General features: G+C 36.1%; 12 protein-coding genes and 6 tRNA genes. 2 read left to right on the top strand and 16 right to left on the bottom strand.

What is annotated here, in order from left to right; all coding sequences use genetic code 11:
• Positions 1 to 106 precede the first annotated feature (106 nt).
• The 11 genes from BN3107_RS09780 to BN3107_RS09730 form a co-directional block, all read right to left on the bottom strand.
• Entirely contained in the window at positions 107 to 2,236 is a 2,130-nt protein-coding gene (locus tag BN3107_RS09780) for a peptidoglycan D,D-transpeptidase FtsI family protein (protein ID WP_058307438.1), read from the bottom strand.
• Positions 2,237 to 2,295: 59 nt separating this feature from the next.
• Positions 2,296 to 3,528, bottom strand: coding sequence for an MFS transporter (locus BN3107_RS09775; protein WP_058307437.1), 1,233 nt, complete (start codon positions 3,526 to 3,528; stop codon positions 2,296 to 2,298).
• Positions 3,529 to 4,319: 791 nt separating this feature from the next.
• Positions 4,320 to 4,931, bottom strand: coding sequence for a superoxide dismutase SodA (gene sodA / locus BN3107_RS09770; RefSeq protein WP_058307436.1), 612 nt, complete (start codon positions 4,929 to 4,931; stop codon positions 4,320 to 4,322).
• 200 nt (positions 4,932 to 5,131) lie between these two features.
• Positions 5,132 to 5,204 (bottom strand) — tRNA-Phe (locus tag BN3107_RS09765).
• A gap of 8 nt (positions 5,205 to 5,212) precedes the next feature.
• A tRNA-Ser gene (locus tag BN3107_RS09760) sits at positions 5,213 to 5,305 on the bottom strand.
• Between the two features lie 10 nt (positions 5,306 to 5,315).
• A tRNA-Ile gene (locus tag BN3107_RS09755) sits at positions 5,316 to 5,392 on the bottom strand.
• 16 nt (positions 5,393 to 5,408) lie between these two features.
• Positions 5,409 to 5,484: transfer RNA gene (locus tag BN3107_RS09750), tRNA-His, on the bottom strand.
• Between the two features lie 13 nt (positions 5,485 to 5,497).
• Positions 5,498 to 5,574, bottom strand: a tRNA-Met gene (locus BN3107_RS09745).
• Between the two features lies 1 nt (position 5,575).
• A tRNA-Asn gene (locus BN3107_RS09740) sits at positions 5,576 to 5,650 on the bottom strand.
• 144 nt (positions 5,651 to 5,794) lie between these two features.
• The gene (locus BN3107_RS09735) at positions 5,795 to 7,432 is read right to left on the bottom strand and encodes a Na/Pi cotransporter family protein (RefSeq protein ID WP_058307435.1); all 1,638 of its coding nucleotides are present in this window, start codon (positions 7,430 to 7,432) and stop codon (positions 5,795 to 5,797) included.
• A 338-nt stretch (positions 7,433 to 7,770) separates the two neighbouring features.
• A complete protein-coding gene (locus BN3107_RS09730) occupies positions 7,771 to 8,415 on the bottom strand; it encodes an NfeD family protein (protein WP_058307434.1) in 645 nt (214 codons plus the stop codon).
• A gap of 256 nt (positions 8,416 to 8,671) precedes the next feature.
• Between BN3107_RS09730 and ispG the strand changes: the two genes are divergently transcribed.
• Positions 8,672 to 9,775, top strand: a complete 1,104-nt coding sequence (gene ispG / locus BN3107_RS09725; protein ID WP_058307433.1) for a flavodoxin-dependent (E)-4-hydroxy-3-methylbut-2-enyl-diphosphate synthase — start codon at positions 8,672 to 8,674, stop codon at positions 9,773 to 9,775.
• A 36-nt stretch (positions 9,776 to 9,811) separates the two neighbouring features.
• Here the strand turns inward: ispG and BN3107_RS09720 are convergent, their stop codons facing one another.
• The gene (locus tag BN3107_RS09720) at positions 9,812 to 10,228 is read right to left on the bottom strand and encodes a DUF4190 domain-containing protein (protein ID WP_058307432.1); all 417 of its coding nucleotides are present in this window, start codon (positions 10,226 to 10,228) and stop codon (positions 9,812 to 9,814) included.
• An 86-nt stretch (positions 10,229 to 10,314) separates the two neighbouring features.
• Positions 10,315 to 11,022, bottom strand: a complete 708-nt coding sequence (locus BN3107_RS09715) for a lytic transglycosylase domain-containing protein (protein WP_077065093.1) — start codon at positions 11,020 to 11,022, stop codon at positions 10,315 to 10,317.
• A gap of 185 nt (positions 11,023 to 11,207) precedes the next feature.
• On the opposite strand from BN3107_RS09715, the gene BN3107_RS09710 reads away from it, so the two are divergent.
• Positions 11,208 to 11,492 (top strand): DUF2624 family protein, encoded by a 285-nt coding sequence (locus tag BN3107_RS09710; protein ID WP_058307431.1) that lies wholly within the window; start codon positions 11,208 to 11,210, stop codon positions 11,490 to 11,492.
• Between the two features lie 640 nt (positions 11,493 to 12,132).
• Here BN3107_RS09710 and ltrA read toward each other — a convergent pair.
• From ltrA to BN3107_RS09695, 3 genes are all read right to left on the bottom strand, one after another.
• A complete protein-coding gene (gene ltrA / locus BN3107_RS09705) occupies positions 12,133 to 13,461 on the bottom strand; it encodes a group II intron reverse transcriptase/maturase (RefSeq protein WP_058307430.1) in 1,329 nt (442 codons plus the stop codon).
• Between the two features lie 660 nt (positions 13,462 to 14,121).
• Positions 14,122 to 15,015 carry a deoxyribonuclease IV gene (locus BN3107_RS09700; RefSeq protein WP_058307429.1) on the bottom strand — a complete coding sequence of 298 codons (894 nt, stop codon included), beginning with the start codon at positions 15,013 to 15,015 and terminating at the stop codon, positions 14,122 to 14,124.
• Between the two features lie 18 nt (positions 15,016 to 15,033).
• Positions 15,034 to 16,344 carry a DEAD/DEAH box helicase gene (locus BN3107_RS09695; RefSeq protein ID WP_058307428.1) on the bottom strand — a complete coding sequence of 437 codons (1,311 nt, stop codon included), beginning with the start codon at positions 16,342 to 16,344 and terminating at the stop codon, positions 15,034 to 15,036.
• Positions 16,345 to 16,477 lie beyond the last annotated feature (133 nt).

The raw sequence follows: 16,477 nt of genomic DNA, 5'->3' as shown, positions 1-16,477 counted from the left end.
TGTGAATTCGCCTCGTTTTGGGAACTGAGATCTAGACATGACAATACTTATATGTTTTCTTTACTTATAAAAAAAAAGCGAAACTAGTTAACTAGTTTCGCTCCGTTTAATCTTCATTATTTTCATTTTGATCTTCAGAACTTTCCTTCATTTCATAATACTTTTCAACGATCCGTTTACCGATTGCATGATGAACTTGATGTCTTCCATCCCCAGTTCCATTTTCAGGAACTATAATGGCAAAAGCGACTTCAGGATTTTCAAGGGGACTATAACCGACTAATGATAAGTTCTCGGTATCAGCAACTTTGATACTTTTTTCGTTAATCACCTCATATTTCGGTTTCTGTGCTGTCCCAGTTTTTGCAGCCACTTCATACGGAAAATTCTCCCACTGCCTTGAGGCTGTACCTTGGGTAACTACACGTCGAAAGCCGTCTTGTACTCTTTCAATATATTTTTCATCCATGTCAACTCTATTTAATACTTCCGGATTAATAGACTTAATCAATTCACCAGGTGTTCCATCACCATTGCCCGGTTCTCTGATTTCTTTTACTAAATGAGGTCGCATCCTGTAACCATCATTAGCTATGGTTGATACATACTGTCCCAATTGCAATGCTGTATACGTATCATATTGACCAATTGATAAATATAATAAATTACCTTGTTGTGGATCGGTACCAGTTAAACCCGTTGCTTCAAAAGGTAAGTCTATACCTGTTTTGGCTCCTAAACCAAATTGACTATAATAATTACGCATAGTATCAAACGCAGCATAATCAAAATTATAAAGAATTTCATCACGTCTATATGTAGCACCAGCTATTTTAATAGCAATTCTACCCATATACACGTTCGATGATTTTTGAAGTGCTTCAATATCTGAATTACTGCCACCAAGATAACTATAGGATGCAAACTCCTTAGTAGACTTTATTTTAATCGGACTTTCATCCAAGCGCGTTCCTATATCAATAACACCTTCTTGATAACCAGCTAACACTGTCGCACCTTTAATAGAAGAACCTGGTTCATGTGAGTCGTAAATTGTTCGATAAGCTTGATTTAAATATTCTTTATTTTCTTTATCATATCGGAATCCAGACAATGCCAAAATTTCTCCTGTTTGGGGATCCATAACCACAGCCAATGCATCCTGTAAATAGCCATTATTACTACCAGGATTGTTTATGGCTGTACGCAATTCCTCTTCGACGATTTTATCCACTTCTGCCTGGTATTCCATATCAAGTGTTAAAATCAAGTCTTTCCCTCGTTGTCCTTCTACAACAACTTCAGAATTAACAACGTCTCCATTCGTATTAGTAGTATATTGTACTTTTTCTTTTCTTCCTCTTAAGACATGTTCATATTGTTGTTCTAAACCACTAGTTCCGACTCGGTCGTTCCATGTATACCCATTTGCTAAATAAAAATCGCTCTCGTCTCTAGGAATTCCTTCGTCTGAACTGGTTAAATTGCCAAAAAAGGAACTTAGTGTGCCTTCATATAATTTTTCACGTTCCCAGTCAATTACAGCATCAATTCCTTGGAGCTCATATAGATGCTCGGCAACTTTAGCATATTCTTCATCTGTTAGCCCCTCATTCACTACCACATGTGGAGATAATTCATAAGCTGAGTCTAATTCCTTTTTGATCGCAATAATATTTAATAAATCTGGAGTCCATTCTATTTTTTCCAAATCTTCTTCCGTAATTTTATCGAGTTCAACCTGATATTTATCTCCTGCATCAAGTTGTTGTTCTTCTTCTGTCAATCGTTCAGCGATTTTATCAGAATTTTCTAAGTACCAATATTCTTTTTTATCTCGTTCTCTAATGGCTTCTTCTAGTTCACCTTCATCCTTTATAATCGTGATGTATTCTGCTAGTTTTTCTGCTAATTCTAATCGCTCTTGTGCGCTTTCGCCATTCTTAGGCGGCGTATAAGTAATTGATTTGACAGCTTGGTTATCCAATATCAAATCAAAATCACTATCGTACATTTTTCCACGAGGTACAGGCTTTTCACTAGGTGTATTTTCCGTTTGATTAATTTGTCTCTGTGCCTCTTCCCCATTCAGAATTTGAACAACACCCAATTGAACGATTAGTAATGAAAAAATTAAAAATACACTGACAAATAATATATTTAAACGAAAAGGTAGTTGCGCTTTTTTCTTTTTAAGTTTTTTCTTCCTCTTTTTTAGATCAGGATGTTGATTCATCCTCATTCCCCCTATTTAAAAACATCGACATCATTATAACATAATTCATGTATAATTTTCTATTTATTAGAAAAATACATCAACATATTTGTTTTACGAACAAAATAGTAAGCAAAGAAATTACCTCCACCAATTGTTAAAAGTAAAATTGGAATTATGGTAACCGGGTCAACGAATGTAACTGTAAAAATAAAAATAAGAATTGAAGTAATTCTGCCTATATTCATAAATAATTCACGAAAAATAATGTATTCAATTCTAAGTTCACGTGCCCCTTTCGCTTTGCCAATAATATCGTATGTTAACGATATAAATGGCACATTAAAAATTGGATAAGCGAATCCTATTACAATTCCGTATGCAAGTAACATCCAATAACTTGTTTGAAATACAAAAATAGCTACACCAGCATATAATAAAAATCCACCAATAAAAATCGCTTTTTTTCGATTCTCCATTTTCACCACTTTTGAGACTACAAAATAGCCAATAAAAGAACACAATGACATCGTTAAATTAAATGCACCTAATGCAAATTCACTATTTGTTGCAATAAACACCCATATTGCAATAATAAAAATAAATAGCCCTTCCCGTAATCCTTGGAAAATATGAGCATATAAAATATTTCTCCAATTATGATCTGTCTTACGTTCTATCGCAACTTTTTTAAACAGAAATTTTCCTGTTGCTTTTCTCTTCTTTAAAAAGAAAGAACAAATTATAGCTATCAGAAATAAAAAAAAGGATATAAAAAATATGATACTATATCCTTGAAAATTATCTAACCTCGTAATAATGTAACCTGCAAAAAATGGACCCACCATTCCTCCAAATGATTGTAACGTACCAAGGATTCCATTAAAAAAATCACGTGTTTCTGGCTCGGTCACTTCAAATGTTAATACGTTAAATGCTAACCAATAAAAGCCATAACCTATCCCCAAAATTGATCCTAATAAGTAAGGAAATTGTGATGCTTGATCTCCTGCCAGTAGTACAGTTACATAAAAAACCGAAAGAAATGTAACTCCTACCCTAATAATAATAGTTCGATCAACCTTTTTCGCAAACTTACCTGCTATTACAAAAGCGATCGGTTGAAACAAATATATAAATAAATTATAGATAGCGATATCTACATATTCTCCTGATTGTTTCCATAAAAAAATATTTACAAATGTGTTGGATAAAAATGTCGCTAATGCATAAAGACCACCAATTGTTAGTAATAATTTTAAATCTCTACTATTTGGCATCTCTGGCTTCTTTGTTTTTCCGAATCTACTCATCAATTACACCTCACTACAATCTAACCCTTATTTTGGTCTAGAAAGCATGAGATATACATCATTATCTTAAGTACTAAAATATTCAGCATATCATAATGCTATGTCGTCTTTTGAATAATCAAATTAGAATTCACTGCACATAAGAAGGATTATACGACACTATTGTGGTGGTAATTATGAGATACTATAAGTGCTTTGCAATCGCTCCGGCTTGTCCGCTTCCCTTTCCGCGGTTTTTTCTCCTCAGCTAACTTTTTAAGAAAGGGCGCTTGAAAAGTGGATCTTCGGATAAAAACTTCCCGCAGGAGTGGAAGCGGACGCCTGCGCTTGTGTATGTTCTGCAACTTAAGCCAGAATAATTATGATGACTTTATTCACTATCTTTTAGCGTACTCTTCAATTTTTTTATGACGTAAGCAATTATTTTGAAAACACTGTTAGCATTTGTAATCTTTGTAGAGTCTCACTGAGCGTAGGCGTCCACTTCGACTCCTAGGGGATCAGTGTGATCTGAAGATCCACTTTTGTAAAGCGAACTTCTTTACAAAAGTTAGCTGAAGACACGCCCCCTGGAAAGCGAAGTGAGCAAGCCGTAGCGGATACTACACACATACAACATCTCAAAATCCCATCAAGTTATGTCGCATAATCCTTCTTATACGCAATTTGGATATATAGTCTATATTCTCTTTTTATCTGTTTGAATTCAGTGGAACGTTAAGGATGATTTGCTTTTTGATTATAATAAAAAGGCCACAGTATAAAACTGTAGCCTTTTTGTGTATGATTAATTATTTAGCATCGTTATATAGACTTGCTACTTTATCCCAATCAACCACATTCCAGAATGCTGCAATGTAATCAGGGCGTTTGTTTTGATATTTTAGGTAATACGCATGTTCCCAAACGTCTAAGCCTAAAATAGGTGCTTTACCTTCTGAAATAGGAGTATCTTGATTTGGTGTGCTAGTGATCTCAAGCTTACCATTATTAACTACTAACCAAGCCCAACCAGAACCGAAACGTCCTGCACCTGCTGCTGCAAAATCTTCTTTGAACTTGTCAAAGCTACCAAAAGTAGAGTTAATTTGATCAGCGAGCTCACCAGACGGCTCTCCACCACCATTTGGTGATAATAACGTCCAGAATAAACTATGGTTGGCATGACCGCCACCATTATTTCTCACTGCAGTGCGAATATTTTCTGGTACTGAATCAAGGTTTGCAAGAATGTCTTCGATGGATTTGTTTGCTAAATCATCATGACCTTCTAATGCAGCATTTAATTTAGTAACATACGTGTTGTGATGTTTAGTGTGATGAATGTTCATTGTTTCCTTATCAATATGTGGTTCTAATGCATCATACCCATAAGGTAATTCTGGTAATGTAAAGTTTGCCATGTTTATTCCTCCTATTTAAAATTAAGAAAGTATTTATTGCTTTCTAAATCAAATGGTATCAAATATTAGAAATAAAATGCAAATATTTAGCATAAACAACTACAACTTTTTTATACTGTCATATTACTTTACAAAAGGCTTGCACTGTCCTCTATGAATAACAAATAAAAAAACAAGCATTCTGCATGCTTGTTTAAAGATGGCTCGGGACGGAATCGAACCGCCGACACACGGATTTTCAGTCCGTTGCTCTACCGACTGAGCTACCGAGCCAATATGTATGGAGGAGGAAGAGGGATTCGAACCCCCGCGGGCTTTGACACCCCTGTCGGTTTTCAAGACCGATCCCTTCAGCCAGACTTGGGTATTCCTCCGAATTATTTATGGTGGACCCTGCAGGATTCGAACCTGCGACCGATCGGTTATGAGCCGATAGCTCTAACCAACTGAGCTAAGGGTCCACTGTATTATTTTAAATGGGGCGACCGGTGGGGATCGAACCCACGCATGTCGGAACCACAATCCGATGTGTTAACCACTTCACCACGACCGCCATTATATTTATTTGGTAGCGGCGGAGGGGATCGAACCCCCGACCTCACGGGTATGAACCGTACGCTCTAGCCAGCTGAGCTACACCGCCATGGCTCCACAGGTAGGATTCGAACCTACGACCGATCGGTTAACAGCCGATTGCTCTACCACTGAGCTACTGTGGAATAAATTTATGTAATCACTGAAGCGACATTTAATAATTTACCATACGACAAAAGCTTCGTCAATAGTTTTTTGAGATTTCTTTAAAATATATTAATAAAAGATATCAGGAAGTAGTATTTTCAACTACTTCCCTATCTCATTTATTAATGTTTTTGTCTTTCTCCTAACACTTCATCCGCAATATTTACGGCGTGGTCCCCGATTCGTTCTAAATTACTAATAATGTCCGCAAAAACAATACCTGCTGTACCACTACAAGCTCCTTCATTCAAACGAATAATATGCTTTTTACGGTAAGTTCGTTCCATTTTGTCAATTTCATTTTCTTTTTGAACTACGTTAAGAGCTGCTTCACGATCCATGTTATCTAATGCAGACACTGATTCTTTAACTGTGCTAATTGTTAAATCAAACATCTCATTTAAATCGATCATACCTTGTTCTGTAATATCAACTTTATTGGATTGTTTATAGTTAACTAATTCAATAATATTTTCAAAATGATCCCCAATACGCTCAATATCACGCACAGAATTCATTAAAGCAGAATGTTTATTTCGTTCGGATTCAGAGAAATTAGTTGACGAAAGTTCTACTAAATAAGAAGTGATTTCTCTATCCAGATTATTTAATGCACCTTCAATTTGTTGAGCCATCTCAGAATTTTTTTTGTCATTTCGATTTAAATATGAGCTTGTTTCTACTAAGCCCTTTGTCGCGTATTCACCCATACGTATTACTTCAGCTTTAGCTTGATCTAAGGCAACGATAGGAGATTGCGTGATAAAGATTGGATCTAAATGTTTTGGTTTATACTCTACTTCGACATCTTCACCAGGAATTAACTTGGTAACGATCAACGCAAGAAAACCAATAAAAGGAAATTGAATCACTGTATTTAACACATTAAATATACCATGCGCATATGCAATCGACATTGCAGGATTCAAATCAAAAACTCCCTGTAAATATGCAATGAAATTTGTGTATAATCCAATAAAAATAATGATAACCGTTGCCCCAAGCACATTAAAAATAACATGTGTTAAGGCTGCTCGTTTTGCCGCAACGGTTGCACCGATTGACGCTAAAACGGCAGTAATGGTTGTCCCTATGTTATCACCGAATAAGACCGGTAAAGCGGCTTTTAATTCGATGGCACCTTCCATCATAAGACTTTGTAATATCCCAATTGTTGCACTGGAACTTTGGACGATAACTGTGAACACTGTACCGATTATAACACCTAAGATCGGATTACTAGACATATTAACTGTTAAGTCTTGAAAAGCTTCTACTTCTCTTAATGGTTTCAAAGCACCACTCATTAACTCTAGCCCAAAAAACAATGAACCAAAACCGAAAACAGCAATACCTATATTGGTAACTTTTACGTTTTTGATAAAAAATATTAACAGTGCCCCGATACCCATAATAGGGAGAGCATATGCCCCTAAATCAAAACCGATAATAAAAGCCGTAACAGTTGTACCAATATTTGCCCCCATTATAACACCAATTGATTGACGCAAGGTCATAAAACCGGCATTAACTAAACCAACTGTTAAAACTGTTGTACCCGTGCTCGATTGAATAAGTATTGTTACAATAATACCAGCTAGTACACCCATAAAAGGATTCGTTGTGAATTTGTCTAAAATATTACGTAAGCGATCACCAGCACTTTTCTGTAACCCATCACCCATATATTTAATCCCAAGAAGAAAAATACCTAGTCCAGCAATGAATTCAAAAATTAGAGCTTGTACGTTTATTTCCAAGATAGTTCATCCCTTCTCACAAAACTTTTCTTTATGTAGTATTCCAAAATTGATAAAACTATTGCCAAAGTTTGTCCTTTTTTAAAATCCATTTAATAAAACGACAAAATTAGACATGCATTTCATCACCCAACCCATTATTAACGATTAGTGAACCTTTTGTAAAGAGTTTTATTTAAAATTTACAAAACCTTAACAAACAATTTTATTATAACAATTATTGGACAAAATGATAGACTTTTTGACAAAATATTATTATTTTTAAAAAGAACATAGTCTCTTTTATGAATATCATCGATTTTCTGTAATATAAAATGTCAAAAAAAAAACAGCCAGCTTTATTCTGCTGACTGTCTTCTAATTTCTTGAACAAGTATTCTAGTGCCATCCACTTCTGTAATTTTAATCTCCGTGTTTCTTTCGATCCATTTCCCTTGGGTGATAGCACTATACTCTCTATCGTCAATTAAGACTGTTCCAATCGGTCTCATATCTGTTGTAGTTTTGCCTGTTTTTCCTACTAACTCTTTATGTGATTGGTTGATACTTGAATAACCTGCTTCGTCTGTTAATTGATCAAAAAGAGTAATTTTCGTCCACATTTGCCTTTTCTTGAAAACCTTCAAGAAAGCAAAAGACATTACTCCACCTATTAATACGCCTATTACAGCATATAAACCCGCTGTCCAATTAGGAGCAGCAAATCCTACAGATGCAATCATACATACTAAACCAATGACTGCTAAAGTGCCGTCATTGACGATCTTACCGTCAATGATCATCAACATGATCCCAACAAAGTAAATGATAATCATGATAACGAACATTCCTGGCTCTAAAAAGGATGAAAAATAAATGGTAATAAAACCAATCCCTAAAATACTAAAAATACCTTTTGCATTCACCAATAGTTCTCCAACAAGAAAGAGCGTTGCTAAACCTACTATAACAAAACTCATCCAATCTGCAGTTATCGTAAACATCTCTGTCATCACCCCTAATCGCGGTTTTCTTTCTATCATATCATACGAAAACACTTGTGAAAGGGTTTCAAAATATTATTTTTTCTATAAGTATAAGGTTTGCTACTTCTCTTTTTATCACTTAGCCTTTATAATGAATGGTGGAAAATCATTTTTAGATATGGGCTTCCCTCAGTGACGGTTAGTCCCGTGAGAAAAAAAGTACAAATTGTACTTATAACGTATCGGAAATAGAATTAAAGGAGCGATTTTATTTATGGCTTTAATCCATCGAAAGAAAACTCGACCTGTAAAAGTCGGAAATGTGATGGTAGGTGGAAAAGATGAAGTAGTTATTCAGTCTATGACAACTACCAAAACACATGACATTGAGGCTACCGTAAAAGAAATCGAACGGTTAGAAGAAGCGGGTTGTCAAATCGTACGAGTAGCGTGCCCCGATGAACGTGCTGCAGATGCGATACCAGAAATCAAAAAAAGAATTAATATTCCATTAGTTGTAGATATACATTTTAATTACAAATTAGCATTAAAAGCCATTGAAGGTGGCGCAGATAAAATAAGAATTAATCCAGGTAATATTGGTAAGCGGGATAAAGTAGAAGCTGTGGTAAATGCTGCTAAAGAAAAAGGAATACCTATCCGTATCGGTGTAAATGCTGGATCTCTTGAACGACATATACTAGAGAAATACGGTTATCCAACTGCTGAAGGTATGGTAGAGAGTGCATTGCATCACATTAAAATTCTTGAAGATCTTGATTTCCATGACATTGTTGTATCGTTAAAAGCATCAGATGTGAAATTAGCGATTGAGGCTTATGAAAAAGCGGCGGAAGTGATTCCTTACCCTCTTCATCTAGGTATTACAGAGTCAGGTACTTTATTTGCTGGAAGCATTAAAAGTGCTGCAGGTATGGGCGCCATTCTAAGTAAAGGTATCGGTAGTACCATGCGTATTTCATTAAGTGCTGATCCAGTAGAAGAAGTGAAAGTCGCAAAAGAATTATTAAAAACATTTGGCCTTGCATCAAATGCTGCTACACTTATTTCTTGTCCAACATGTGGACGTATTGAAATTGATTTAATCAAAATAGCTAATGAAGTAGAGGATTATATCTCTACGATTAAAGCACCGATTAAGGTAGCTGTACTTGGATGTGCGGTAAACGGACCTGGTGAAGCTAGAGAAGCGGATATTGGTATCGCTGGTGCTCGTGGAGAAGGTTTATTATTCCGTCACGGGGAAATCATTCGAAAAGTCCCTGAGGAGACAATGGTAGAAGAATTGAAGGTAGAAGTAGACAAAATAGCAGAAGAAATGATTCAAAAACAAAAAGAAGAAGCACAAGAAGTATAACACAGAAAAGGCAAGCCAAATGGCTTGCCTTTTTCTTTAGAATGATATAAAAATCAACGATATTAGAATCGAAACAATCGCAGTTACAATTGCTGCGTTACCTAGCGTATCAGCACCTTGTTTTTTAGAAACGAATCCTAAAACAATACCACTAACTGCCATTATAAGTGGCCAAATAAAGAATGATGCTAATGCTAAAACTAGGCCAGCCCAACCCCATGCAGTGTTAACCTGTGACTGCATTTCGGTTTCTTGTTCTGCTGATTCAATTGGTCGATTAAAGTCATTGGCGGAAAGTTCAGCAGATGTCTCTGCCTCTCTTTTATATGCCTCATCTACTGCATATAACTCATCCGTCGCTACAAATTGTTTTGTTTGTGGCGCCTCATCAATATGTCCATTATCGATTTTTGGAGCATTTTCCACATGTTGTTCATCGCGGTGTTTTGGCATGCTTATACCCTCCCTTTCTATTTAGAGGTACAAGTATAGTATGCCTTAGAACCTGTGATACTTACGTGGAAATTAATACTTAAACATTAATTAGCAAAAGCGACAAAATCTTTATATTTTTGTGCGTTTGTTTGGATTCGTACTGCATATTCACTATTTGCATGACCATTTTTTAATTTGTATTGCTCCATTCCAGCCATACCTCTGTGATATGCTGTTAACGTTTCATCCCAATTATCATATTGATCATAAAGATAGTCTAGATAGACCAATGACAACTTAATCGAATAATACGGATCAAATAAAAGCTTCTCTTCATACGGCATCTCAGCCATTTCTGCAATCCATGGGGCTGTATTTTTCATAAACTGTGCCATTCCGTAAGCATGACCATATTTGGTCTCAGGACCGACCAATTCAGGATCGAATGTACGACCAGTTTCTACTTTCAACAATTCGTATACAATAAATGGGTCAATATCATATTTTTCTGCCTCTTTAACTAAATAAATCGCCCAAGGTCTTAAAAATTCTCCATCACTTTCTTTGACCATTACTTCTGCTACATTAAAATATTCTGGCCAAGTCTCATGGGTTAACTTGACTTCTTTTTGATCGGATTGGTTTAAGATATACATTGCTTGAGATTCCATTGTGTCGATCTCTTGTTCTAATTCGACATTATCTTGTTTTAGTGCTTGCATTTCTTCTTCATATGAATTTATTTGATAATAGCTTACAGATGCAACCACTAAAACCAATACAATGCTAATCCATTGCATTTGTTTTTTCACAATCTATACACTCCTTTTATATCAATAGTGCGCACTTCGACAATATAGTTTCACCTACAGCGTTATATGTTAGCGAAAATTGTCGATTGATGCAAATAAAACACACTCTCTTCTTATTACCTATATGCACTAACTCTAAACATTATTGCATAAAATAATACAATACAAAGAAAGGAGCTTGATATATGAACGGATTAACAAAAAGGATTATGATAAATAAATTAAAGCAATTAACTGCGAGTGAAGTTTTTGAATACGCACAGAAATACCATTTATCGATAAGCAAAACTCAAGCACAAGCGATAACAAATCATTTAAAAAACAGTACGTATGATCCAACTGATGCAGAAGATCGAGCAAAAATGTTAAAGAAGCTTGCACAAATAACGAACATGGAAACAGCAAAAGATTGTCAACAATTGTTTCAAAAATTGATTAAAGAATATCGAGTAGAACATCACTTTCGTTAATATAATTAAAATATATAAAGATAAAACAAAAGTAATGTGATAAAAATTAAATCCGAACGATATTACAAATTCTCCTATTAAAGAATTTGTATTCGTTCGGACTTTTCAATTGCGTAATAGAAGGATAATGCGACATAACCTCATGGGAATTTTGAGATAATGTCTCGTTGTAGTATACGCTTCGGCTTGCCCACTTCGCTTTCCAGGGGGCGTGTCTTCAGCTAACTTTTGTAAAGAAGTTCGCTTTACAAAAGTGGATCTTCAGATCACGCTGATCCCCTAGGAGTCGAAGTGGACGCCTACGCTGAATGAAGTTCTACAAAGATTTCAAGTGCTGCATTTTGGATTGTTATAGATATGGGTTTATTTTGTTAATAATAATTAATCTAAATACAAATTCATAGTCGATGTTTGAATAAACCCAACATTTATATTCTGACTTTAGTTGTAAAGCATTAAAAAGCGCAGGCGTCCGCTTCCACTCCTGCGGGAAGTTTTTATCCGAAGATCCACTTTTTAAGCGGTCTTTGCTTAAAAAGTTAGGTCGAGTAAGCGGGAATACTTGATTACTTAAAGTATTCCTCACTCCTCACAGAACCGTGCGTGCGCTATTCACGCACACGGCTCTTCCTATCACCTTTCACAGAATATACGATATATGCCGTCTCAAGTCATATATGTTCGTTTTCGTTCTCGGATTTGGTAATGGATATTTCACCAAAAATAATTCAAACTTCTCCCAACTGAAGGATTTTCGTTGACTCCTTCGATTCATCCATTTAAATAGTAAATTTTTTATACAACGCAGAAAATAGTGGACTTCGTGAGCATTATCCGTGATACAATAATAATTATAGTAGCCCACTAGCGATTGTTGGATTCGGCGCATGATGTCTTGAATATCCCTCGTTCGATTTGCTTTTAACCAAGCTTTATGTTGTTTAATCTTGGCCCGGACTTTCTTCTTACTACTTTTCCGTTTTACACGGTAATTACCTTTCTTGCTTTTACTACAATAGTGCGTAAAGCCAAGAAAATCGAACGTAGATGGTTTCTTCTTTCCGTCACGCTTTGCATCTTTCCAGGCATAAGGACCAAACGAGATAATCTTCGTTTTATCCTCTGCAATTTCTAGATGAAACTTACGTAACCTTTGAATCAGATTCGTGTAGAATCGGTTGGCATCTTCTTTGTATTGGAAACAACACACAAAGTCATCCGCATAGCGAACCATGTAGGCTTGACCCTTACATTGTTTCTTTACTGCTTTCTCAAACCATAGATCCAACACATAATGAAGATAGATATTCGCTAGAACCGGAGAAATGATACCCCCTTGCGGGGTTCCCCGGTCTGTATCGATAAATTTCCCCTCTTCCATATAACCACCTTTTAGAAATCGAGCGATAATACGAAGTAAGTTGGGGTCATTGATACGATGGCGAAGAAACTTCATCATCCAATCATGACTCACATGATCAAAGAATCCTTTGATATCCGCATCTACTATATAATTGGTTTTCCGTTGTTCCATGTATACATTTAAAATCTTTAATGCATCATGGCAGTTTCTATTCGGACGAAAACCGAAGGAACAATCGAGAAAATCATTTTCATAAATGGCATTCAAAATCTTCGTAATACCCATTTGAACGATCTTATCTTCATGTTCGGGGATACCTAGTGGCCGTTTCTTGTTGGAACCCGGCTTGTCAATGTAAGAACGCTTGACCGGAATCGGTCGATAAGCCTTTCTCTTCATTCGTTTCACTAGGCCTTTGATGTTTTGGTCTAAATTCGCTTCGTACATTTCTTTGGTAGTGCCATTCACACCGGTTGCTTTACCTTTCGGTAATTGGTAATGGCACTGTTTCAAGTTACTTTCATTTAGTAAATGTACGAGAGAATTAAAGACAAGGTTCTTATCCGATTTTGCTAATTCTGTTATCCTATTAAGTTTCGTTTCCATAATACGTTCCACCTCTGGGTATGGATTATGTTTCTCTATCAAGGGTGATGACAGGTAACGGCCTTTCCTCCATCGGCATTACCCAACTTCATCAGTACTACGCCGTTATCCGACTTCCTTTAGGCATTTGACAGCCCTCACTTTATTATCGCTTGTTCGTCATTACTTTCTTTATCCGAAAGACCTAAAGGACCTCCCGAGTTACCGCAACATATCAATGTGTAACGTGCCAGGGTCTTCGACTCCGGAGAAGATAGCATTCTCTCGCCTTTAACGAGAATCCTATTGTTGCCTTCTATGCCTCAGAACACATCGACCTTCTCAGCTTTGGTTTTATTTCAGAGCTCTATCCCTCAGCCACTAGGGCTTTCCGGCCCGTTACCTAACTGTCTACGCTTAAAGGCAATGTGTTACCACTTGCCCTCCAAGACTCGCTACAAGTGATTGGCTAGTTCTTACTTGGCGGGAATCCCACCCGCTATATGTTACGACCTATGCTCGGCCGCACCTGAGGAGAAAAACCCGCGGAAAGGGAAGCTGACAAGCCGGAGCGATTGTAAAGCACATATAATATCTCATAATTACTTCAAAGATAATGTCGAATTGTCCTACTTTTGTTTATTCTATTCTCGGATCAATACTAGTTATCCGTTTATTATATTATTGATTAACAATTTGTTCTTTTAGATCTGTTATGAAGGAACCGTTTTTTAACATTTCTATTTCAAATTTATATGGAGGTTTTTTATTTTTCTTATCTTCTCCAACATAAGGTGTTTCCAAAATTTTAGGTAGATCAGAAAGTTGTTTGTGATGAACAATTTTGTGAATCGTATCAAATCCAATATGACCAAATCCGATGTTCTCGTGTCGGTCTTTTCCCGCTCCTTGGACATTCTTACTATCGTTAATGTGTACAACCTTTAAACGATCTACACCGATGATCTTATCGAATTCGTTTAAAACACCATCAAAGTCATCAACAATTGAATAACCTGCATCATGGACGTGACAAGTATCCAAACAAATCGATAGTTTTTCATTATGTGTCACACCATCAATTATTCGAGCAAGCTCGTCGAATGAACGACCAATTTCCGTACCTTTTCCTGCCATTGTTTCTAATGCGATTTGAACGTCTTGTTTCGGATCTAGTACTTCATTTAACCCTTCAATGATCTTCGCGATACCTTTATCTACACCTTCACCTACATGAGCTCCAGGGTGTAAAACAATTTGTTTTGCCCCAATTGCTTCTGTACGATCAATTTCACTTTTTAGAAAGCTTGTCCCTAACTCAAATGTTTCCTTCTTTACAGTATTTCCGATATTAATGATGTATGGTGCATGTACCACAACATCTGAAATACCATGTTCCTCCATATGCTTACGACCTGCTCCAATATTTAAATCCTCGATTGGCTTTCTCCTTGTGTTTTGTGGAGCACCTGTATAAATCATTAACGCAGTTGAGCCGTACGACACGGCTTCTTCACTCGAACCTAACAACATCTTTTTTCCACTCATAGAAACATGTGAACCTATTTTAAGCATTATATCTCTCCCCTTTATCTATTTTTTAAAATTGTTTCGTTGCATTTTCCTTTTCACTTTTTGTTGTTGATTTTTCATTTTTTTCTTATAACCTGGTTTGACTTTTTTTGGCTTTTTAACTTGTTGCCATGCCTTTTTTTCTACTTCATTTTCTTGCTTTTCACGTTTTTGTCTCACGTTCCAAGCTTTTGCTTCTCGCCATTCACCATTTACCACATCATAAAAAGTAAAGGTGAGACCTTTCTTTTCTAATTTTTGAACGAGGTGTAGATCATCTTCTTGATAAAGATTTATTGCAGTACCTTCCATACCCGCTCTAGCAGTTCTACCTACACGGTGAATATAAAAAGCTTCCTCTTTTGGTAATTCGGCATTAATAACATGGCTAACACCCTTAATATCGATACCTCTTGCTGCTAGGTCTGTGGCAACGATATACTGATATTTCAATTGTTGTATCTCTTTCAGTACTCTCTTTCTTTCACGTTGATTAAGACCCCCATGTATTAAGCCTACATTTATTCCCTTTGTTTGAAGTTGTTCAGCTAATTTATTCGCATTTTCTTTACCGTTAGTGAAGATAATGGCTAAATAAGGTTGGATTACTATCGTTATATCATTAATTACATCAGCTGGTTCCCGATGTTTTAAAGCAATCAAGCGATGTTCAAGATTCTCTGGTGCTAAGCGATCATCCATTTTAATATATACTGGAGAGTTTAAGTACTTTTTTAGAAATGGTTGCAACTTTTCTGGAATTGTAGCAGAAAAAACCATCACTTGTATTTTAGGGTCCGCATTCGTTAAAATACGGTCAATCTCTTCAATTAAACCTAGTTCTAACATAAGGTCTGTTTCATCGATAACAAAAGATCGAGCTGCATATATATCAAGGACACCCTCTTGAATCAAGTCCAAAATCCGACCTGGAGTACCAACGACAATGTGTGGTGGCTCTTTCATTTTTTCGATCATTCTTTTTTTGTCTGTACCACCTATAATTAATTTCGTTCGCCAATGATCTTCATTTTCAGAAAAACGCATGATTTTCTTTACTTCATCATATATTTGTATCGCTAACTCTCTGGTAGGAGCAGTTAAAATGATTTGTGTTTGCGATTTGGCAGGATCTAATTGATTCAATAATGGGATCAAAAATGCATGTGTTTTTCCTGATCCTGTCTCAGATTGTCCTATTATATCTTTACCTTTTAATGCTTCTGGAATGACTTTTTTTTGGATTGGTGTTGGTTCATAGAAATTCAACTGACCGATTACCTCGTTCATCCAATCATTTAATGCGTACTGTCTAAATAAATGTTTTTCCATGTTAATCTCCTTCTAACTAACAAATATCTTTGTCAATTGTGCCAAATACCTTTATAATGTAAGTATTGGACAAATTTGAGTCCACTATTTAACATTTTACTTGATCTCTAATAGAAAGTACAGAGGGGGAACC

The organism is Gracilibacillus massiliensis (assembly GCF_001458115.1).
GTDB lineage: Bacteria > Bacillota > Bacilli > Bacillales > Amphibacillaceae > Gracilibacillus > Gracilibacillus massiliensis.
The sequence above is the reverse complement of the archived record's forward strand: the minus strand, read 5'-3'. Positions and strand labels throughout refer to the sequence as shown.

Coding starts and splice junctions, on each gene's coding strand:
- BN3107_RS09780 (WP_058307438.1), bottom strand. CDS start 2,236: ATGAATCAACATCCTGATCTAAAAAAGAGGAAGAAAAAACTTAAAAAG.
- BN3107_RS09775 (WP_058307437.1), bottom strand. CDS start 3,528: ATGAGTAGATTCGGAAAAACAAAGAAGCCAGAGATGCCAAATAGTAGA.
- sodA (WP_058307436.1), bottom strand. CDS start 4,931: ATGGCAAACTTTACATTACCAGAATTACCTTATGGGTATGATGCATTA.
- BN3107_RS09730 (WP_058307434.1), bottom strand. CDS start 8,415: ATGTTTACGATAACTGCAGATTGGATGAGTTTTGTTATAGTAGGTTTA.
- ispG (WP_058307433.1), top strand. CDS start 8,672: ATGGCTTTAATCCATCGAAAGAAAACTCGACCTGTAAAAGTCGGAAAT.
- BN3107_RS09720 (WP_058307432.1), bottom strand. CDS start 10,228: ATGCCAAAACACCGCGATGAACAACATGTGGAAAATGCTCCAAAAATC.
- BN3107_RS09710 (WP_058307431.1), top strand. CDS start 11,208: ATGAACGGATTAACAAAAAGGATTATGATAAATAAATTAAAGCAATTA.
- ltrA (WP_058307430.1), bottom strand. CDS start 13,461: ATGGAAACGAAACTTAATAGGATAACAGAATTAGCAAAATCGGATAAG.
- BN3107_RS09700 (WP_058307429.1), bottom strand. CDS start 15,015: ATGCTTAAAATAGGTTCACATGTTTCTATGAGTGGAAAAAAGATGTTG.
- BN3107_RS09695 (WP_058307428.1), bottom strand. CDS start 16,344: ATGGAAAAACATTTATTTAGACAGTACGCATTAAATGATTGGATGAAC.